The 19,240-nt window shown below is 66.1% G+C and carries 25 protein-coding genes; 24 read left to right on the top strand and 1 reads right to left on the bottom strand.

The annotated features are described in order from the left end of the window. The 9 genes from J1M81_RS11310 to J1M81_RS11270 all read left to right on the top strand — a co-directional run. Positions 1-905: hypothetical protein (locus J1M81_RS11310; RefSeq protein WP_241257844.1), on the top strand; the 905-nt coding region annotated here is incomplete at its 5' end. A gap of 12 nt (positions 906-917) precedes the next feature. Next, entirely contained in the window at positions 918-1,760 is an 843-nt protein-coding gene (locus J1M81_RS11305) for a sugar phosphate isomerase/epimerase (RefSeq protein ID WP_032365210.1), read from the top strand. A gap of 20 nt (positions 1,761-1,780) precedes the next feature. Beyond that, positions 1,781-2,638: a thioesterase family protein gene (locus J1M81_RS11300; protein WP_032369773.1), complete on the top strand. Its 858-nt coding sequence runs from the start codon at positions 1,781-1,783 to the stop codon at positions 2,636-2,638. An 18-nt stretch (positions 2,639-2,656) separates the two neighbouring features. After that, positions 2,657-3,472 carry a pyrroline-5-carboxylate reductase gene (proC, locus tag J1M81_RS11295; protein WP_027498355.1) on the top strand — a complete coding sequence of 272 codons (816 nt, stop codon included), beginning with the start codon at positions 2,657-2,659 and terminating at the stop codon, positions 3,470-3,472. Positions 3,473-3,599: 127 nt separating this feature from the next. Continuing rightward, positions 3,600-3,836: a helix-turn-helix domain-containing protein gene (locus J1M81_RS11290; RefSeq protein WP_008713658.1), complete on the top strand. Its 237-nt coding sequence runs from the start codon at positions 3,600-3,602 to the stop codon at positions 3,834-3,836. Between the two features lie 231 nt (positions 3,837-4,067). Next, positions 4,068-4,169 (top strand): 30S ribosomal protein bS22, encoded by a 102-nt coding sequence (locus tag J1M81_RS11285; RefSeq protein WP_003402602.1) that lies wholly within the window; start codon positions 4,068-4,070, stop codon positions 4,167-4,169. 166 nt (positions 4,170-4,335) lie between these two features. After that, positions 4,336-5,463: an NAD-dependent epimerase/dehydratase family protein gene (locus J1M81_RS11280; RefSeq protein WP_228139283.1), complete on the top strand. Its 1,128-nt coding sequence runs from the start codon at positions 4,336-4,338 to the stop codon at positions 5,461-5,463. Further along, positions 5,460-6,509 (top strand): lysophospholipid acyltransferase family protein, encoded by a 1,050-nt coding sequence (locus J1M81_RS11275; RefSeq protein WP_027498354.1) that lies wholly within the window; start codon positions 5,460-5,462, stop codon positions 6,507-6,509. The genes J1M81_RS11280 and J1M81_RS11275 overlap by 4 nt, the downstream gene beginning before the upstream one ends. 19 nt (positions 6,510-6,528) lie before the next feature. Further along, positions 6,529-7,017: a GNAT family N-acetyltransferase gene (locus J1M81_RS11270; RefSeq protein WP_032365213.1), complete on the top strand. Its 489-nt coding sequence runs from the start codon at positions 6,529-6,531 to the stop codon at positions 7,015-7,017. A gap of 18 nt (positions 7,018-7,035) precedes the next feature. Here J1M81_RS11270 and J1M81_RS11265 read toward each other — a convergent pair whose 3' ends face one another. Then, a complete protein-coding gene (locus J1M81_RS11265) occupies positions 7,036-7,971 on the bottom strand; it encodes an HAD family phosphatase (protein ID WP_045840673.1) in 936 nt (311 codons plus the stop codon). A gap of 204 nt (positions 7,972-8,175) precedes the next feature. Here J1M81_RS11265 and J1M81_RS11260 point away from each other — a divergent pair, with 204 nt between their 5' ends. From J1M81_RS11260 to J1M81_RS11190, 15 genes are all read left to right on the top strand, one after another. Then, a complete protein-coding gene (locus tag J1M81_RS11260; protein ID WP_027498351.1) occupies positions 8,176-8,457 on the top strand; it encodes a glutaredoxin family protein in 282 nt (93 codons plus the stop codon). 155 nt (positions 8,458-8,612) lie between these two features. After that, the gene (locus tag J1M81_RS11255) at positions 8,613-9,425 is read left to right on the top strand and encodes a redox-sensing transcriptional repressor Rex (RefSeq protein WP_027498350.1); all 813 of its coding nucleotides are present in this window, start codon (positions 8,613-8,615) and stop codon (positions 9,423-9,425) included. Then, on the top strand, positions 9,422-10,819 hold the full coding sequence (locus J1M81_RS11250; protein WP_032390607.1) for a glutamyl-tRNA reductase: 1,398 nt from the start codon (positions 9,422-9,424) through the stop codon (positions 10,817-10,819). Before J1M81_RS11255 ends, J1M81_RS11250 begins: the two co-directional genes overlap by 4 nt. Next, positions 10,816-11,775, top strand: a complete 960-nt coding sequence (gene hemC / locus J1M81_RS11245; RefSeq protein ID WP_027498348.1) for a hydroxymethylbilane synthase — start codon at positions 10,816-10,818, stop codon at positions 11,773-11,775. Before J1M81_RS11250 ends, hemC begins: the two co-directional genes overlap by 4 nt. 159 nt (positions 11,776-11,934) lie before the next feature. Next, positions 11,935-13,497, top strand: a complete 1,563-nt coding sequence (locus tag J1M81_RS11240; RefSeq protein WP_027498347.1) for a bifunctional uroporphyrinogen-III C-methyltransferase/uroporphyrinogen-III synthase — start codon at positions 11,935-11,937, stop codon at positions 13,495-13,497. An 88-nt stretch (positions 13,498-13,585) separates the two neighbouring features. Beyond that, positions 13,586-14,560: a porphobilinogen synthase gene (gene hemB, locus J1M81_RS11235; RefSeq protein WP_032399480.1), complete on the top strand. Its 975-nt coding sequence runs from the start codon at positions 13,586-13,588 to the stop codon at positions 14,558-14,560. Continuing rightward, positions 14,557-15,195, top strand: a complete 639-nt coding sequence (locus J1M81_RS11230; RefSeq protein ID WP_230593372.1) for a hypothetical protein — start codon at positions 14,557-14,559, stop codon at positions 15,193-15,195. The genes hemB and J1M81_RS11230 overlap by 4 nt, the downstream gene beginning before the upstream one ends. Before the next feature lie 81 nt (positions 15,196-15,276). Beyond that, positions 15,277-15,450, top strand: a complete 174-nt coding sequence (locus J1M81_RS11225; protein WP_155288423.1) for a hypothetical protein — start codon at positions 15,277-15,279, stop codon at positions 15,448-15,450. 35 nt (positions 15,451-15,485) lie between these two features. Next, positions 15,486-15,926 carry a hypothetical protein gene (locus tag J1M81_RS11220; RefSeq protein WP_155288584.1) on the top strand — a complete coding sequence of 147 codons (441 nt, stop codon included), beginning with the start codon at positions 15,486-15,488 and terminating at the stop codon, positions 15,924-15,926. Continuing rightward, positions 15,916-16,404 carry a hypothetical protein gene (locus J1M81_RS11215; RefSeq protein WP_027498343.1) on the top strand — a complete coding sequence of 163 codons (489 nt, stop codon included), beginning with the start codon at positions 15,916-15,918 and terminating at the stop codon, positions 16,402-16,404. The genes J1M81_RS11220 and J1M81_RS11215 overlap by 11 nt, the downstream gene beginning before the upstream one ends. After that, positions 16,401-16,652, top strand: coding sequence for a hypothetical protein (locus J1M81_RS11210; RefSeq protein WP_032375558.1), 252 nt, complete (start codon positions 16,401-16,403; stop codon positions 16,650-16,652). The genes J1M81_RS11215 and J1M81_RS11210 overlap by 4 nt, the downstream gene beginning before the upstream one ends. Before the next feature lie 16 nt (positions 16,653-16,668). After that, the gene (locus J1M81_RS11205; RefSeq protein ID WP_027498342.1) at positions 16,669-16,950 is read left to right on the top strand and encodes a metal-sensitive transcriptional regulator; all 282 of its coding nucleotides are present in this window, start codon (positions 16,669-16,671) and stop codon (positions 16,948-16,950) included. Positions 16,951-16,971: 21 nt separating this feature from the next. Continuing rightward, a complete protein-coding gene (locus J1M81_RS11200; RefSeq protein WP_032375559.1) occupies positions 16,972-17,175 on the top strand; it encodes a heavy-metal-associated domain-containing protein in 204 nt (67 codons plus the stop codon). Between the two features lie 85 nt (positions 17,176-17,260). Further along, entirely contained in the window at positions 17,261-18,436 is a 1,176-nt protein-coding gene (locus J1M81_RS11195; RefSeq protein WP_032375560.1) for a sorbosone dehydrogenase family protein, read from the top strand. Continuing rightward, positions 18,436-19,233: a cyclase family protein gene (locus tag J1M81_RS11190; RefSeq protein WP_032375561.1), complete on the top strand. Its 798-nt coding sequence runs from the start codon at positions 18,436-18,438 to the stop codon at positions 19,231-19,233. The genes J1M81_RS11195 and J1M81_RS11190 overlap by 1 nt, the downstream gene beginning before the upstream one ends. The last annotated feature ends 7 nt before the right edge of the window (positions 19,234-19,240 follow it).

Raw genomic sequence — 19,240 nt, 5'->3', positions numbered from 1 at the left:
GCCCGACCCCGTACCAACCGGCAGGCAAGCGCGACAAGCAGCAGCCCGAACCGGAACTGCTGTCGGGCTCCACGACCGTCGCCGGAGACCTGCTCAATCGATCGCACGACGACACCGCGCGCGGGTTGCGGCCCGCTGCTCCTGCCGCGCAGGGATCGGAGCGACGCCCGTACGGGGCGACTCAGGCCGAGCAGGGACGGGCCCGTCGATCGGCGGGATTCCAGCCGCCGCGTTCGACCGAATCCGCCGAACCCAAGACCGACGTCACCTCGCGTGCGCCGCTCGTGGAGAGCCCACATGCCGCTCTCGTCGAGGTGGACGACCTGGCGAAGACCGCGGTCACCCCGCGCATCACGCGCGGCATCGAGGTCGACGACGAGAAGACCGCTGACAAGAAGATCGCTGACGAGAAGACCAATGATGAATCGGCCGACGAGGCCGGCACTCAGGTCATACCCGAGGTAGTCGACCTCACGAAGCCGACCACCGACGACGACCCTGCCGACCCGAAGACCGCCGACACCCCGAGTACCGGCTCGCGTGCCGATCGACGCAAGTCGGCGAGCAAGGACCAGGCGAGCAAGGACACGGCGAGCAAGGACACGGGAAGCAAGGACAAGTCCCCGGTCAAGGGCAAGGGCGGCGCGGTTCGGCAGTGGCTGGTGCTCATCGGGCAGGCAGTGGTGTCGATCGTCGTCGGTGCGCTGCTGTTCAAGGGCTTCGAGCAGCTGTGGGACGTGCTGCCATGGGTGGCACTGGTGCTGTCTGTGCTGGTCATCGTCGGTCTCGTCGCGGTGGTGAGGATTCTCCGGCGTACCGACGATCTGGTCTCGATCGTCATTGCCATAGCCGTCGGTGTGTTCGTCACGCTCGGTCCGTTGGCCTTCCAGCTCAGTACCGGCTGAGTTTCGACAACGATGGCGGCGAAGCGAATCAAGGTCGGATTGTCCACGGCCTCGGTGTACCCGCAGAACACCGAGGCAGCGTTTCGCTATGCCGCCGATCTGGGTTACGACGGCGTCGAACTGATGGTGTGGGCCGAATCGATCAGTCAGAACGTCGATGCGGTGGCTGCGCTGTCACGTGAGTACTCGATACCGGTGCAGGCCATCCATGCGCCGTGTCTGCTGATCTCACAGCGGGTGTGGGGATCGGATCCGATCGTCAAACTGGCCCGGTCGGTCGAAGTGGCCGAGAAGCTGGGTTCGGCGACCGTCGTCGTGCATCCGCCTTTCCGCTGGCAGCGCAAGTACAGCGACGGATTCGCCGATCAGGTGGCGGAACTGGAATCGAACTCCCACGTCGTGGTCGCAGTGGAGAACATGTTCCCGATGCGTGCCGACAGATTCTTCGGTCGCAAGGAGAAATCCGCCCAACGGCTGGAACGACGCGGAGGCCCGGGAGCGGCGCTGTCGGCGTTCTCGCCGTCGTACGACCCGACCGACGTCGGTCACGGCCACTACACACTCGACCTCTCGCACACCGCGACCGCAGGCTCGGACGCACTCGAGATGCTCGACCGGATGGGCGACGGGATAGCGCACCTGCATCTGGCCGACGGCCGCGGCGCGTCCGTGGACGAGCATCTGATCCCGGGGCACGGCAGCCAGCCCTGTGCCCAGGTCTGCACCGAACTGGTGCGGCGTGGATTCGACGGCCAAGCCGTCATCGAGATCAACACTCAGAATGCGCGCACGGTGCCCGAGCGTTCGTCGATGCTGGACCAGGCGCTGCAGTTCGCCCGCGCACACCTGTCCTGACTGCCGGTAAGTTGTCCGGAATGAGTTCCACCAGCCCGTTCCGGGCCGCAACCACACTGGTCCCACTCGACGTCTCCGCAGACACGGCGTCCTTCGCCGGTGCGATCGATTCCACCTGGACCATCGGCCCCAAAGTGCACGGCGGGGCGATGCTCGCCATCTGCGCGGCCGCCGCGCGTCAGCAGATCGTGCTGATCGACCCGGCCCAGGTCGAGATCCAGCCTTTGGCCGTCAGCGTCAGCTATCTGGCCGCGCCCGACCCAGGCGAAGTGGCGCTCACGACGATCGTGCGCAAGCGCGGCAGGCAGGTCTCGCACGTCGACGTCGAGCTGACTCAGGCCGGACGCGTCGCAGTGCGGGCGGTGGTCACCCTCGGTCGGCCCGACTCGGAGGAACCGAACCACGAAACCCCGTTGTCGCTGACGTCGATGGCCGCGGAGCCTCCTGCGGACACCCTCGCGGTGGCAGGCGATCACCCCATGGCGTCGATCGTGCACGTCGCCAAGGGCTGCGAGATGCGGATCGAACCGTCGTCGGCATCGTTTCTCACCGGTCAGCAGGGTGAGGCCGAAATTCGACTGTGGGTGCGCCCCTTCGCGGGCGACGAAGCCGACGCCGACACGTCGGTGCTCTTCGCGTTGATGGCAGGCGACATCTCGGCCCCGGTGACGATGAACCGCGGAATGTTCGGCTGGGCACCGACGGTCCAGCTGACGACATATCTGCGTCGCCGCCCGGCTCCCGGGTGGCTGCGAGTGGCAGCGACCAGCTCCGTCATCGGCAGCACCTGGTTCGAGGAGGACCACCTGATACTCGACTCGACCGGTGCCGTGGTGGTGCAGAGCCGACAGTTGGCGATGGTGCCGCGCTCGAACTGACATGGCAGGCTTGGCCGTATGACGAGAATTGCAGTGATCGGTGGCGGACGGATCGGCGAGGCATTGATTGCGGGACTCCTCGAGGCCGGTCACGCCGTGCGCGACCTCGTGGTCGCCGAGAAGTCCGAGCCGCGCGCCAAAGAGATCGCGAAGGACTTCGGAGTGCTGACCGCCAGTGTCGCCGACGCGGCCGAGGGAGCCGACGTCATCGTGCTGGCGGTCAAGCCGGCCGACGTCGAAGGCGCCCTGAATCAGATCACCAAGATCGAGCTCGACGGTGACCGCGAACAACTCATCGTCTCGCTCGCCGCAGGAGTGCCCACCGCCAAGTTCGAGCCCAAGCTCCCCGCCGGATTCCCGGTCGTACGGGTCATGCCCAACACCCCCATGCTGGTGGGGGAGGGCGTCAGTGTGCTTGCGCCGGGGAAGTACGCCCGCGCCGAGCACCTCGAGCTCGTGCGTTCCATCCTCTCGGCCGTCGGCAAGGTCGTCGTCGTCAAGGAACATCAGCTCGATGCGGTGACGGCCGTGTCCGGGTCCGGTCCGGCCTATTTCTTCCTGGTCGCCGAGGCCATGATCGACGCGGGAGTGGGCCTGGGATTGAGCCGGGATGTCGCGTCTGCACTCGTCGCACAGACGATGGTGGGGTCGGGAGCGATGCTGGATCGCTCGGACGAGTCCGCCAGCGAGCTTCGGTATGCCGTGACCTCCCCGGGCGGAACGACCGCCGCGGCGGTACGCGAATTGGAGCGAAACGGCCTCCGAGCTGCGTTTTTCGATGCTCTCGGTGCCGCCAACGCCCGATCGATTGAGATGGGCATCACAGCAGAATAAAAAATCTTTTCCCCACACCCGTCGCAGTAACCCCATCTGTCCCTATAGGCTCGGGGGCAGCACGTGCGTGTCTGTTCGGCAGGAGGGGAAGCCTGCCGCATGAGACGTGCCGGAGGTAAGTGGATTGATGGCGTCTATAAACAAGCCGTCCAAGGGTTCGTCCCCGGACGGTCAACCGGCTCTGGCCGGAACACAGTTCCTCACTGTCGCCGAGGTGGCGACTCTGATGAGAGTTTCGAAAATGACCGTGTACCGACTGGTGCACGGCGGAGAGCTGCCCGCAGTACGGGTGGGTCGATCTTTTCGTGTGCACGCCAAGGCGGTACACGACTATCTCGAGACCTCGTATTTCGACGCAGGCTAGTGCACGTAGCTAGGTCGTAAGACCGGGCCGGTTTCGTAAGTCACGGCTCACACCGGTAGGATTGGCGTTCGTCGTGCCAGCCAGCCGGTGTGCAGCCGTGGGCGAGTACGTGGCCCCAGCGCCAGCTCGGTGACCAAGGTTGTTGGCTCGAAGCCTTCGGGCTTGGTTGTCAGGTAGGCGTACGCAAACGGCGTGCGCGAAAACGCTAGAGAAGAACGTGAGGACACCCGCATGGGTTCAGTGATCAAGAAGCGTCGCAAGCGCATGTCGAAGAAGAAGCACCGCAAGCTGCTTCGTCGTACCCGCGTGCAGCGCAGGAAACTCGGCAAATAAGCCTGCCGTCATCTGCTTCACGGCCGAGCCCGTCACCATCGGTGGCGGGCTCTGCTCGTTCGAAGGCGAGTTGCATCTTTCCTTCCAGTCCTCCTTTCCTTTCAGACCTCGCGGAAACCTGTCGATCCAGTAGGCTCGGCACGGGAGCCGAAGTTGGGGAGGCGCAGTGAGTCCGAGCGATCGTGGTGTTGCCGCGCCCCGGGTGGTGCTCGTGACCGGTGCCAGTCGATTCCTCGGCGGATACCTCGTTACCCGGCTCGCTCAGAACCCTCGCATCGAACGTGTCATCGCTGTCGACGAGAAATCTCCGAGCAAAGATCTGCTGCGACGTATGGGTCGCGCGGAATTCGTTCGTGCCGATATTCGAAACCCGTTGATCGGCAAGGTGATTCGTAACGCCGGCGTCGATACCGTCGTGCATGCGGCCACGGTCGCCAAGCCTCCGAAATCCGGCGGCCGCGCGACGATGAAAGACCTCAACGTCATCGGAGCCATGCAGCTGTTCGCGGTGTGCCAGAAGTCGCCGACCGTGGAGAAGGTGGTCCTGCGGTCGTCGTCCTCGGTATACGGATGCAGCGCCAAGGATCCGGTGAAATTCACCGAGGAGATGAGTGCCCGACGCCCACCGAGCGGCGCGTACGCCAAGGACACCATCGACATCGAGGGCTACATTCGCGGACTCGGTCGTCGTCGCCCGGATATCGCGGTATCGATCCTGCGTATGGCCCCACTGATCGGCCCGCGGCTCAACGGCACCATCTCCCGGTACATGACGTCACCGCTGATCCCGAGCATCGTCGGACGCGACGCGCGCATGCAGTTGTTGCACGAGGAGGACGCCCTTGCGGCCCTCGAACGCGCGACCATCGGCGGGCCGGCGGGCACGTTCAACATCGGTGCCGACGGCACCATCATGCTGTCGCAGGCGATTCGACGTGCCGGTCGCGTGCAGGTTCCGGTGCCGTTTCCACTGTTCAAGAGCGTGGGGCGGGCGCTCATGGGCGGAATGATGCGCGAATTCACGACCGAGCAACTCGATTACTTCCATTTCGGCTGCGGGCTGGACACCACACGGATGCGGTCCGTGCTCGGGTTCGAGCCTCGGTGGACCACAGTCCAGGCGTTCGACGACTTCGTGCGCGGCGCGGCTCTTCGGCCGGTCGTCCGAACCGAATGGGTCGACGCGATCGAGAATCGGCTGCTCGGGGCCGTCGACACGGGGGCGTCCGCGGCGCGCGTACTGGCCTCGCTCGGCAGTGCCGACACGGCGCGAGAATCCGGAGCGGACAGGTGAGCGACGTGGCCAAAGTCATTCCCTTGCACGGCGGCGCGTCCGCCCGGTCCGCCCGCGCAGCGCAGGGTTCACGCGAGCGGCACCCATCGGCCTACGCCGATCCACGTGAGCCGACGCCGCTGGTGGACCCGACCCCCGCCGCTTCTGCGGCCACGATCGCCGCAGAAGCGGCACCCGTGCTGTCGATGATCGACGACACCAAGACCGCGATCGTCGACCAGATCTCCTCGGTCGCCGAATTCGTGCGTCGACGCCTGGCCGGCGACTACAGCGTCGACGAGTTCGGCTACGACCCGCACTTCGCCGATGCCGTCTGGCTGCCGCTGCTGCGTCCGCTGTTCGACAAGTGGTTCCGCGTCGAGGTCAAGGGCATCGAGAACATCCCCGCCGAGGGAGGTGCGCTCGTCGTGGCCAACCACGCCGGAGTCGTACCGGTCGACGCGCTGATGACGTCGGTTGCCGTGCGCGATCATCACCCTGCCCACCGGCCGTTGCGAATGTTGGCTGCCGACATGGCATTCGAGATGCCCGGCGTCGGCACGATCGCCCGCAAGGCCGGGCATACGCTGGCGTGCAATCCCGACGCGGAGCGGCTGCTGCGCACCGGGGAAGTTGCCGCCGTGTTCCCGGAGGGCTTCAAGGGCATCGGCAAACCGTTCAGCGAGCGGTACAAGTTGCAGCGGTTCGGCCGCGGCGGCTTCGTCTCGGCTGCGCTGCGAACGGGTGCGCCGATCATTCCGTGCTCCATCGTCGGGTCAGAGGAGATCTACCCGAAGATCGGCGACATCGCCCCGCTGGCACGACTGATGGGGATGCCGTACTTCCCGGTGACACCGTTCTTCCCGCACCTCGGGCCGCTGGGCCTGATTCCGTTGCCGTCGAAGTGGTACATCGAGTTCGGCAAGCCCATTCACACCGACTCCTACGACGCCACCGCGTTCGAGGATCCGATGGTGCTCTTCGAGCTGACCGACCACGTGCGCGAAACCATTCAGCACACGTTGTACCGACTGCTTGCCAAGAGACGCAACGTCTTTCTCGGATAGCTCGGGTTATCCTCTGCCAGTGCATATTCGCGACACCACGGTAGAAGACCTCCCCGACATTCTCGACATCCACAACGATGCGGTCGCCAACACCACCGCCATCTGGGACGAGGAACAGGTGGACCTCGCCGATCGCACAGCGTGGTTCGAGGGACGGATCGCTGCCGGGTACCCGGTACTCACCGCAGAGGTCGACGGCCGGGTCGCCGGCTACGCGTCGTACGGCCAGTGGCGAGTCAAGAGCGGCTACCGGCACTCGGTGGAACATTCGGTGTACATCCACCGCGACTTCTATCGCCGCGGCCTGGCCAGTGCCCTGCTGAGCGAATTGATCGACCGGGCCAGAGGCGGCGACATCCACGTGTTGGTGGGGTTCATCGAATCCGAGAACACCACGTCCATCGCACTGCACGAGAAGTTCGGCTTCGTTCGCGTCGGACAGATGCCGGAGGTGGGGGTCAAGTTCGGGCGCTGGCTGGACCTGACCCTGATGCAACTGACGCTCTGACCCGACGGACGGGCGAGGTCAGGCCTTGCGGCGACCGATCACCGCGGCGAGACCGCCGCCCACCGCGCCCAGGGCCAGCGCAGTGGGAACGCCGATCTTGGCGGCCTTGCGTCCGGTGCGATAGTCGCGAATTTCCCAGCCGCGGTTCTTCGCCAGCTCACGCAGGTCCGGATCGGGGTTGATCGCGACCGCGGTACCGACGAGAGAGAGCATCGGCACGTCGTTGTGGCTGTCCGAATACGCGGTGCACCGCTTGAGGTTGAGGCCTTCACGTACGGCCAACGACCGCACCGCATGAGCTTTGCCGATGCCGTGCAGGATGTCGCCGACGAGACGGCCGGTGAAGACGCCGTCCTTACTCTCGGCGACAGTTCCCAGCGCGCCCGTCAGGCCCAGCCGCTTGGCGATGATCTGCGCCAGTTCGAGGGGAGTGGCGGTGACCAGCCACACCTGCTGACCTGCGTCGAGGTGCATCTGGGCGAGGGCACGGGTGCCCGCCCAGATCTTGTCGGCGATCATCTCGTCGTAGATTTCCTCGCCGAGCCGGCTCAGTTCGGCAGTGGGACGACCGGTGATGAACGAGAGCGCCTTCTCGCGGCCACTGGCCACGTCCTCGCTGTTCTCCTTGCCGCTGACCCTGAATTTGACTTGCTGCCAAGCGAATTGGGCCACGTCGCCCGTGGTGAAGTACTTTCGGGCGGCGAGTCCGCGCGCGAAGTGGATGATCGACGCGCCCTGGACCATGGTGTTGTCCACGTCGAAGAAGGCGGCTGCGGTCAGATCGCGGGGAACCGCTCCCTCGGACTCGACCTGCAGGGCGAGAGCGGCATCGGCGCTCGCTTCACCCGCGACGTTGGCGCGGACCTCCGCATCGGACGGGCCGAACGGATTGCGAATCCGGCGAATACGCCGCTTGCGCTGCTTGTCCCCGTCCGGATCGTTCGTGTCGACCATGTCGACATCGGGCGTGTCCTCGATCGGCAGGTCTGTGCCCCCGTCAGTCACCACGTCCACCTCCCTCGCCAGTACGTCACTCGCAGCCTAATGCGTGTGTCCGACACGAGCGTCGCACGACGGCACCTACCGACGATGAACAGTTCCCGACGCACCGCGCAGCTGTGACCTTCGTCTCTGTTACCGGCATGTCAGAGTGGACGGATGGAAACGACTCCGTCCGGCGTGGCACTTCTCACCCGCGCAGGCTGCCATTCCTGCACCCACGCGTCCGCGGTGCTCCACGAGGTGTGCGCCGAATTCGGCGTCGCCGTGACGGTCATCGACGTGGACGAGGCCGCAGCCGAATCGCCTGACCTGCGCGCGGAGTACGGCGACCGAGTGCCCGTGGTGCTACTCGACGGTGTCGAGCACAGTTACTGGGAGGTCGACGTGCCCCGATTGCGGGCCGATCTGGGCCGGGCAGGGCACCCTAAGAACGTGTGATTGCTCTCCGTGTGCAGGTGAGGGCCGGTATGCGCAACTTTGTTCATTCGTTCACAAGCAGTTACCGTGGTGTGAACAGCATTCGTGAAATAGACACGAACGCAGGATCAGCGTGAAGACCGGCATCGACGCCGTTCGGACGAGGAGCCCCAGACGTGACCGAAGAGCGCCCGTCGCCCAGCGGCGTAGAGCGGGTCATCCCTCAGGCTACGGTCACTCGTCTCGCGACATACCTGCGGGTCCTCTCGATCCTTGCAGACGAAGGCGTTCTCATCGTCTCGAGTGAAGAGCTTGCCACCGCAGCAGGCGTCGGATCTGCGAAATTGCGCAAAGATCTCTCGTTTCTCGGACCCAACGGTGTGCGCGGAGTCGGTTACGACGTCGCGCGCCTGCGCGCCAAGATCGACAGTGCTCTCGGGCTCGACCGTGGCCACCGCGTCGTACTGGCCGGTGTGGGCAACCTCGGTCAGGCCCTCGCCGGATACGGCGGTTTCGCACGTCGCGGATTCACCATGGTCGGCCTGTTCGACAACGACCCCGCGCGAGTCGGCACCGAGGTCGAGGGACTCACCGTTCGGCATATCGACGAGCTCGAAGACGCCTGCCGCGAACTCGAGGCGACCATCGGTGTCATCGCCACTCCCGACGAGGCCGTCCACCAGGTGGCGGGCCGGTTCGTTTCGGGCGGAGTCGAGTGCATCCTGAGCTTCTCGCCGATGGTGCTCGACGTCCCCGACCACGTCGAGGTACGCCGAGTCGACCTGGCCGTCGAGATGCAGGTTCTGTCCTTCAACAGCTCCCGCAACGTGTCCGGGCCGACGATCGTGACGGCCCCGGTGCCGACGCCCGTGTCGGCGTCACCACTGCCTTCCACCTCGCGTCTGGGTCGCAGTCACGGCCCGCGCATCGCCGGTAATCCAAGCCCAGTCAACAGTTCGACAAGAAACGGATCGGTGATTGCACCGTGAGTGTCCTTCTCGTCGGGATATCGCACCGTAGCGCTCCCGTCGCAGTCCTCGAGCGTGTCGCCATCACGGACACCGATCGCCCGAAACTGACCGACAAACTGATGGCCAGCGGAAACATTTCCGAGGTCATGGTGGTCTCCACGTGCAACCGCGTCGAGATCTACGCGGTCGTCGACGCGTTCCACGGCGCACTGACCGCCGTCGGCGAAGTTCTCGGTGAGCACTCCGGCCTCGAAATCGCCGACCTGACCAAGCACGCCTACGTTCGGTACAGCGAGGCAGCCGTCGAGCACCTGTTCGCCGTGGCCAGTGGCCTGGACTCGATGGTCATCGGAGAGCAGCAGATCCTCGGCCAGATTCGATCGGCCTACGCCGCCTCGGACGGTCAGCAGGCATCGGGCCGCGTCATGCACGAACTCGCGCAGCAGGCCCTCCGAGTCGGCAAGCGCGTGCACAGCGAAACCGGCATCGACGCCGCCGGAGCCTCGGTGGTGTCCGTCGCTCTCGACCGCGCCGCAGACGTGTTCGGCGGCTCGCTCCGCGGCCGCACCGCTGTGGTCCTCGGCGCAGGAGCGATGGGCGGACTCGCCGTCGCACACCTGGGCCGCGCCGGAATCGAGGCGCTGACCGTTGTCAACCGCACCCGCGAACGAGCCGACCACCTGGCCGAGAACGCCGTCTCGAACGGAATCACCGCCTCCTCGGTCGCGCTCGAGAACCTGGCCGACGCAGTGGCCGCCGCCGACATCCTCGTCACCTGTACCGGTGCGGTGGGGGCCGTCGTCTCCATCGCCGACGCCCACCTCGCACTCGCCCGCCGCGACGCAGACCGGCCGCTCGTGATCTGCGACCTGGGACTGCCGCGCGACGTCGACCCGGCCGTCTCCGGTCTGCCGGGCATCACCGTCTTCGACATGGAATCCCTGCAGCGCGACCCCGCTGCCGGAGCTGCCGCGAACGACGCGTCGGCCGCACGCGAGATCGTTTCCAACGAACTCTCGGGTTACCTTGCAGGACAACGACTTGCCGAGGTCACCCCCACCGTCACGGCGCTGCGCCAGCGCGCCGCCGAGGTGGTCGAGGGGGAACTGCTGCGGCTCGAGTCGCGGCTGCCCGGGCTCGACTCCCCGCAGCGTGACGAAGTGGCCCGCACAGTGCGCCGCGTCGTCGACAAGTTGCTGCATTCACCGACGGTGCGCGTCAAGCAGCTCGCCAGCACTCCCGGCGGAGATTCCTATGCTGCGGCGCTGCGCGAATTGTTCGAGCTCAGCCCTGGTTCGGTCGAGGCCGTGGCGACTCCCATGGAAATCGGTTCCCTGGAGTTGGTCGACGACTTCACGGCAAGCCGTACCGATCTTCGCCCCGGAACTACCGCCGAGGGGGATCAGGAATGACCGGCGTCGTCAAGATCGGTACTCGCGGAAGCCTTCTCGCGACCACTCAGGCCGATACGGTTCGGGTGGCTCTCGCTGCGGCGGGAGTCGAAGCCGAACTGGTGATCGTCAAGACCGCAGGCGACCTGTCGGCTGCACCGGTGCAGACCATCGGCGTCGGGGTGTTCACCGCGGCGTTGCGTGAGGCCCTGGCCGACGGCACCGTCGACATCGCCGTGCACTCGTACAAGGATCTGCCGACCGCCGCCGACGAGCGCTTCACCATCGCTGCCATTCCGGCGCGTGAAGATCCCCGCGATGCACTGGTGGCCCGCGACGGGCTCGTGCTCGGTGAGCTGCCGGCCGACGCGAAGGTGGGTACCTCCGCGCCCCGCCGTATTGCTCAATTGCGTGCTCTCGGACAGGGATTGGACGTTCGACCCCTGCGCGGCAACCTCGATACCCGCATCGGCAAGGTGGCCTCGGGTGAGCTCGACGCCGTCATTGTCGCGCGGGCGGGACTGGCCCGTATCGGCAGGTTGGACGTCGTCACCGAAGCGCTGGATCCGGTGCAGCTGCTGCCGGCACCCGCACAGGGGGCACTGGCCGTCGAATGTCGCAGTGGCGACACCGATCTCGCCGCCTCAATCGCCACACTGGACGACGCACATTCGCGGGCCGCAGTGGCCGCCGAACGCGGACTGCTCGCCGAACTCGAAGCCGGCTGCACCGCGCCGGTAGGTGCGATCGCCGAGGTCGTCGAGTCCATCGACGAGGACGGCCGCATCTTCGACGAGTTGTCGCTGCGCGGCTGCGTCGCGGCCATCGACGGCAGCGACACCATTCGCGCGTCGATCGTCGGGTCACCCGACCGGGCCGAGGAACTGGGCCGCGAACTGGCCCGCGAACTACTCGATCTCGGTGCACGCGAACTCGTTTCGGTCACCGAACCAGCACAGGGCGGATCTCATGTCTAGGGCAATAACGGCACCCGTTCGCGGACGCGCCAAACGCGCGGCGACCCGTCCCGTAGTGCGAAGAGAGTCGATCGCCACTGCCCGGCTGATTCCCAAACGGGGCACCGCAACCCCGATAGAACTGCAGTACCCATACAAGACAGCACTGGAGAACAACCGATGAGCCCAGTCCGCAAGAACACCAACGGACGGATCCTGTTCGTGGGATCCGGGCCCGGTGACCCGGCTCTGCTCACGGTCCGGGCACGGGAAGTGCTCGGAGCGGCCGAGCTCGCTTTCACCGATCCCGACGTCGACAAGGGTGTCACCGCTCTCGTCGGTGCCGACGTCCCTCGCGATGCCGAGACGGGTGAGAACGGGGTCGAGGTGCGCCCGGCACTGGGCGAGCCCGCCGAGGTCGCCAAAACCCTTCTCGCCGAAGCCAAGAACGGCCACGATGTGGTGCGTCTGGTCTCGGGAGATCCGCTGACCACCGACTCGGTGATCGCCGAGGTCAGTGCCGTGGCCCGCACTCACGTGCCGTTCGAGGTGCTGCCCGGTCTGCCTTCGGGCTCCGCGGTACCCAGTTACGCAGGCATGGCACTCGGCTCCGGCCACACCGAAGCGGACGTTCGCGGCGAGGTCGACTGGGCTGCACTCGCGGCTGCTCCCGGCCCGCTGGTGTTGCACGCCACGGCGGGGCACCTGGCCGAAACCGCCAGTGCCCTCGTCGAACACGGCCTGGCACCGCAGACACCTGCAGCCATCACCGTGCGCGGCACCACCCGTCAGCAGCGCACCGTCGAGGCCACACTGGCCACCCTCAACGACGCGGGATCCGAGCTCGTCGGATCTCTGGTGGTCACCGTCGGCAAGGTCGTCTCCGGACGAAACAAGATGTCCTGGTGGGAGTCTCGCGCACTGTACGGCTGGACCGTGCTGGTGCCGCGCACCAAGGATCAGGCCGGCGAGATGAGCGATCGCCTCGTCACGCACGGTGCCATCCCCATCGAAGTTCCGACCATCGCCGTCGAGCCCCCGCGCAGCCCGGCTCAGATGGAACGGTCCGTCAAGGGCCTGGTCGACGGCCGCTACCAGTGGGTCGTGTTCACCTCGACCAACGCCGTTCGCGCGGTGTGGGAGAAGTTCGAGGAATTCGGCCTGGACGCGCGTGCGTTCTCCGGCGTCAAGATCGCCTGTGTCGGTGAGGCAACCGCGGCCAAGGTGCGCTCGTTCGGCATCAATCCCGAACTCGTTCCGTCGGGGGAGCAGAGCTCGCTCGGACTGCTCGAGGACTTCCCGCCGTACGACGAGGTCTTCGACCCGGTCAATCGAGTTCTGTTGCCGCGCGCCGACATTGCTACCGAGACGCTTGCTGAAGGGCTGCGCGAACGCGGCTGGGAGATCGACGACGTCACGGCCTACCGCACCGTCCGGGCAGCGCCGCCCCCCGCCGAGACCCGCGAGATGATCAAGACCGGTGGATTCGACGCGGTGTGCTTCACCTCGAGCTCCACCGTGAGGAACCTGGTAGGCATCGCAGGTAAGCCGCATGCTCGCACGCTCGTCGCGTGCATCGGCCCGAAGACCGCCGAGACGGCCGTCGAGTTCGGTCTGCGCGTGGACGTGCAGCCGGAGTCGGCTCAGGTCGGACCGCTGGTCGAGGCGCTGGCAGAACACGCGGCTCGGCTGCGGGCCGAGGGTGCACTGCCGCCACCGCGCAAGAAGTCACGCAGGCGGTAAGAAGTCACGCAGGCGCTGATGCGCCTCGTGCGCGTTGTGCGTAGCTCCGGCTACGCACAACGCGCACGACGAACTAAGTGAGGCTCGCTTGTTCCCCACCGACCGTCCCCGACGCCTTCGCCGCACTCCGGCACTGCGCCGCCTCGTGGCCGAAACGTCGCTGCAGCCACGGCATCTGGTGTTGCCGATGTTCGTCGCCGACGGCATCTCCGAGCCCCGCGCGATCAGCTCGATGCCCGGAGTGTTCCAGCACACGCTGGACTCGCTGAGCAGGGCCGCCGAGGAAGCAGTCGCAGCCGGTGTCGGCGGCGTGATGTTGTTCGGTGTCCCCAAGGTCGAGGACAAGGACGAGAACGGTTCGGGGGCAACGGATCCCGACGGAATCCTCAACCGGGGCCTGGCCCGTCTGAAAGCCGATCTCGGTGACTCGACGGTCATCATGGCCGACACCTGCCTCGACGAGTTCACCTCGCACGGCCACTGCGGTGTGCTGAGCGAGAACGGCTCGATCGACAACGACGCGACGTTGCTGCGGTACGTCGACATGGCCGTCGCGCAGGCGGAATCCGGAGCGCACCTGCTCGGGCCGAGCGGCATGATGGACGGCCAGGTCGGTGCCATTCGGGCTGGACTCGATGCGGCCGGTCACTTCGAGGTGGGGCAGCTGGCGTATTCGGCGAAGTACGCGTCTGCGTTCTACGGACCGTTTCGTGAAGCGGTCGGCTCGTCGCTGCAGGGTGACCGTCGGACGTATCAGCAGGACGCGGCCAACCGCCGTGAGGCGACCCACGAGGTCGAGCTCGATCTTGCCGAGGGTGCCGACATGGTGATGGTCAAGCCGGCGATGTCGTATCTGGACATTCTCCGCGACGTGGCCGAGATGTCACCGGTTCCGGTTGCGGCGTACCAGATTTCGGGGGAGTATGCCATGATCACCGCCGCTGCCCAGAACGGGTGGATCGACCGGGATGCCGCGGTCCTCGAATCGCTCGTCGGCATCAGGCGCGCCGGTGCAGATGTCGTACTGACCTACTGGGCAACCGAAGTGGCGGGCTGGCTGTGAACGATTTTCCTCCGAGCAACAACGCGGACGGTAGCAATCCTGACAGCAACATGCCGAACAATCCTCCGTTGCAACCGGACTGGCAGCGCTGGGAGCTCGAACACGGCTTCCCTCAGTCCGGTCCCGAGCTCGAGCCGGCCGCTCGCCCGGCACCGGTGGATGTGGAGACTGCCCGGCACCTGTGGTGGGGAGTTGCACTGATTGGTGCGATCTCGGCGCTGTACTCGGTGTGGACGCTGTTCGGCGCACGCGCGGAATTCGCGCAGTCTTTGCTCGACGACCTCGCAGCACAGGGTGCGGCGGCGGACATGACCGTCGAATCCACGCAGTCCATGGTGACGGTGATGCTCGTCGTGACGCTGTTCGTCGTCGCGGGATTCGGTGCGTTGTTCCTGTTCTGGGTGAAGCGGATGCGCGCCGGCAAGATGTGGGCGCGCATGCTGCTGACCATCATCGGCTCGATCACCGTGTTCACCACGATTCTCGACCTGTTCGCGATCGCATCGAGTACCGGTGCGATGAACATCGTCATGAGCGTGCTGAGCATCGGCCAGGGTGTGCTCGCTGCGGGTGCGATCTACCTGATGCACCGCAAGGAATCCAACGAGTACTTCCTGTCCTCGCGGAAGCGCTGATTTCGAGCGTGTTCCGCGCGCCGAGCCTGTCGGTGTGACTACCATCACTTTCGATAAACGTATCGAGTGATCGGATCGAACATGGCAGAGAACATTCCGGTGCCGCCCAGTCGTGCCCTCCCGGAGTCGATCGCGGCGGCCGAGAGCAACGCGTGTCCCGCCGAGAACGGCAGGCCCGGGTGGGCATTGCTCGGTCTGCTGCTCGCCGTGTCGGCGGCCATCGCCATCATGGCGCTGGGAATCTCTGCCGGCTGAACTCCGTGCCACCGCGCGGTGGCAGTATGTCGAGCGTGAGTGCTGACATTGACGAATCGATGGTTCGTCCCCGGGTGGTCTCCACCGCGTACTGGTTGTGGTTGGCGTCGGCAGTGATGCTGATCGTCGTCTGCATGATCGCGCTCACGTTGCCCGTCGATCAGATCCGCGCGTCGTTCACCGACGGCGGTGCGAGCGACGAACAGATCGACTCTTTTCTGACCGTGTTCCGAGGGCTCGGTGTCATCTTCGGCGTGGTCGGCCTGGCAGTGGGGCTGATGTCGGGCCCCGTCCGAGGTGGCGCCCGACGGTTCCGACGGGCGTTGGTGGCGCTGTCCGGGGCCACCGCGCTGCTCTTGACCTTCGCCGCGCTCGTCTTCCCATTCGTGTTGCTGATCATCACGATCGCACTGGTCGTTGCATCGGTGCTGGTGTATCGCCCGTCGGCGCGAGAGTGGTTCGTTCGTGAGCAATGATCTCGGCGGCACCGACCCCGTTCTGTTCCACGAGCCCGGTGGCCGTTGGCGCGCCCTGCTGTGGGGCCCCGCGTTCTGTCTGGTGGTGCTCGCAGTCGAGCTGGCGTCGGGACCGGTGATTCACTGGTTCGCCCTGGCGCTGTTCTCGCTCATTCTCGTCGGACTGACCTACGTACAGCTCCGCGCGGCCCGCATGCATGTCAGCGTCGAGCTGACCACTCGGCAGCTGCGCCAGGGGACCGAAACCGTCGACGTCGCCGAGATCACGGAGATCTTCCCGCCTGCCGAGTACGAGGACGGCGAATACGAGCCGAAGAAGTGGGAAACCGCACGCGTTCTCGGTGAGCTCTCGGGGGTGCCGCGCAAACGGCACGGCATCGGGTTGCGACTGGTCGGTGGCGGTCTGGTGCAAGCGTGGGCGAAGGATGACGACGGTCTACGCGCCGCACTCGAGACGGCGAAGCAGGAGTACGTGTGAGGAAGTCCGTCGGCTGGGTGGAACTGGTCCTCGCAGTGGTCGCGGTGATCTGCGCGGTGGTGTGCTGGAAGGCAGGCGTACGCACCACCGAATTCGCCGCCGTTCCCGACGTGTCTCCGGCGTACACGGGCACGTACTACTCGGGGTCGTGGATTGCGGTCGCCGCCCTGGCGGTGATCGTCGGGGGACTGGTTGCCATCGATGGCGTCCGTCGCCTGCTGACGGACGAACCTTCCCATACCGGGTAGGGGTATGATCGACGGCATGAGCAGCTACAGCGCCGAACAGGACGACCTGCTGAAAAGACTGCGTCGCATCGAGGGGCAGGTGGCCGGCATTTCACGCATGGTCGCCGACGACCGGTACTGCATCGACGTCCTCACCCAGGTATCTGCGGTGACGAAGGCGTTGCAGTCCGTCTCGCTGAAGCTGCTCGACGCCCACCTCGCCGGGTGCGTCGTCGACGCCGCGCGGCAGGGCGGACCCGAAGCAGACGCGAAAGTCAAAGAGGCGTCCGAGGCCATTGCGCGTCTCGTACGTTCCTGACCAGGCACAGGAGGCAACAAAATGCAGACGACCTACTCCGTCGAAGGTATGACGTGCGCGCATTGCGCAGCGTCGGTGAAAGAAGAAGTGTCCGAGGTTCCGGGCGTCACGGGCGTCGATGTGGACGTCGACACCGGAGCCGTCGTGATCAGCAGCAACGCGGAACTCGACGCTGCTGCCGTCGACGCCGCGATCGAAGAAGCCGGCTACCGAATCGCGTCCTGACTGCGTCGGCCATCTCCTCGGTGTGTTTATGATCGTGTGATACCGGTCATATCGGGCTGGTGGCCGATCGTCGTCAGGAGTGTGGATGAACAAGCTGGTGTCCAGTTCCGGTGTACTCGCCGCCAGCGTCTTCCTGACGCTGGCATGCTCGACGGGCGCGACGGCACAGGCCGATCCACTGCCCGACCTGACGGTCACCACCGTGCTCGACGGGCTCGCGAAACCGTGGGATGCCGTGGTTGCCCCCGACGGGACGGTGCTGACCGGCGAGCGAGCGGGGCGATTCGTCATTCGTGACGTCGGCGGTGCCACCCGCGAGCTCGAAGCGGATCTCGGCGATCTCTACGCGTCGGGCGAGACAGGCCTGATGGGCATCGCACTGGCGACGGACTTCGCCACATCCAGAACCATCTACACCTGCCAGGGCGTGCAGGGTCAGGGAACAGGTGCCGGCAGTGCGGGCACCGGTAGTGCGGGCGGGGGCACCGACAACCATATCGCCGTGGTGTCGTGGACCGTCGACTCCGCATGGACCGAGTTGACGCGCACCGGCACACTCGTCGACGACATCCCCGTCGCCGACGGTGGTCGCCACGGCGGCTGCCGCATCTTGGCCCACCCCGACGGCACCCTGTACATCGGAACCGGAGACACCGCGTCGCCGTCGGTGCCGCAGGATCGAAACTCGTTGGGCGGCAAGGTGTTGCACATCAACGCCGATGGCTCGGCGGCGGCCGATGCACCCGGACGTGTCTTCACGCTCGGTCATCGGAACGTACAGGGGCTCGCGATACGGCCCGGCACTCAAGACATCTACGAGGTGGAGCAGGGAACCACCAGGGACGACGAACTCAACCTACTGGTCCCCGGCGGCAACTACGGCTACCGGCCGGATCGGCTGCCGTTCGTCTACGACGAGTCGGTGCCGATGACCGATCCCACCCGGGTGCCCGGGGCCCGCGCGGCGGTGTGGAGTTCGGGTAGCCCCACTATCGCGACGCCCGGCCTGACGTTCGCCAACGGCGCGGGATGGGGTTCCTGGAACGGTTCCGCAGTGGTGTCGAGTCAGCAGGGCGAGAAGCTCGTGTTCCTCAAGCTGTCCGAGGACGGCACGGACTACGTCGACGAAGCCGACGCCCTGGTGGGTACCTACGGTCGGCTGCGCTCGCTCACCAGCTTCGGAAGCGACGGAGCCTTCCTGCTGACCACCGACAACGGATCCGACGACAAGGTTCTGCTCGTCACCCCCGCTGCCGACTGATGTGCGGCCCCGAGGTCGTCGAAACTGTTCACCGCAGAATCGGACGTAGGGCGCTGTTCGGGTCGTTGGGGGCAGCTGCCCTGACGGTTGCGGCCGGCGGTGCTGCACACGCCGCACCGGCGGTCGTACCGGCGATCCCCGCGGGTCGACTGATCGATCTGACGCACACGTTGAGTCCGACGTTTCCGGTGTGGCCGGGTAACGAACCGTTCTCGATGCACCCGGTCGCCGCCTACGAGTTGGGTGGCTTCCTCGTCAACAAGCTCTCGTACTACGAGCACACGGGCACGCACATCGATGCCCCCGCACACCGAGTGCGCGGCGGTGCGACGGCCGACATCCTGCCGCTGGAAGACCTGATCGCCCCGCTGGTCGTGCTGGACATCTCCGCGCGGGCCGCGTCGGATCCGGAATCGGTCGTGACGACCGAGGACATCGCTCGATGGGAGCTCGAGCACGGACGCATACCCGATCGCGCGCTGGTGGTCATGCACAGTCGATGGCAGGGCCGGCTCGCCGAACGTGCCGCACCCGGGTTCGGCGGTGACGCGGCACGGATGCTGGTGCGCGAGCGCAACGTCGTCGGAATCGGGGTCGACACGCTCAGTCTCGATCGGATGAACGACCGCGACTATCCAGCGCACACAGCGGTACTCGGCGCAGGCCGATACGGAGTGGAGGCACTGGCGAATCTGGATGCCGTGCCCCCGACAGGGGCCACGGTCGTCGTCGGCGCACCGAAGCACGCGGGCGCGACCGGTGGTCCCTGCCGGGTCTTCGCGATCTCTCCCGGCTGAACCCCGA

Origin of the sequence: Rhodococcus sp. KRD175, assembly GCF_017168275.1 — a bacterium.
Taxonomy (GTDB): Bacteria; Actinomycetota; Actinomycetes; order Mycobacteriales; family Mycobacteriaceae; genus Rhodococcoides; species Rhodococcoides fascians.
The sequence above is the reverse complement of the archived record's forward strand: the minus strand, read 5'-3'. Positions and strand labels throughout refer to the sequence as shown.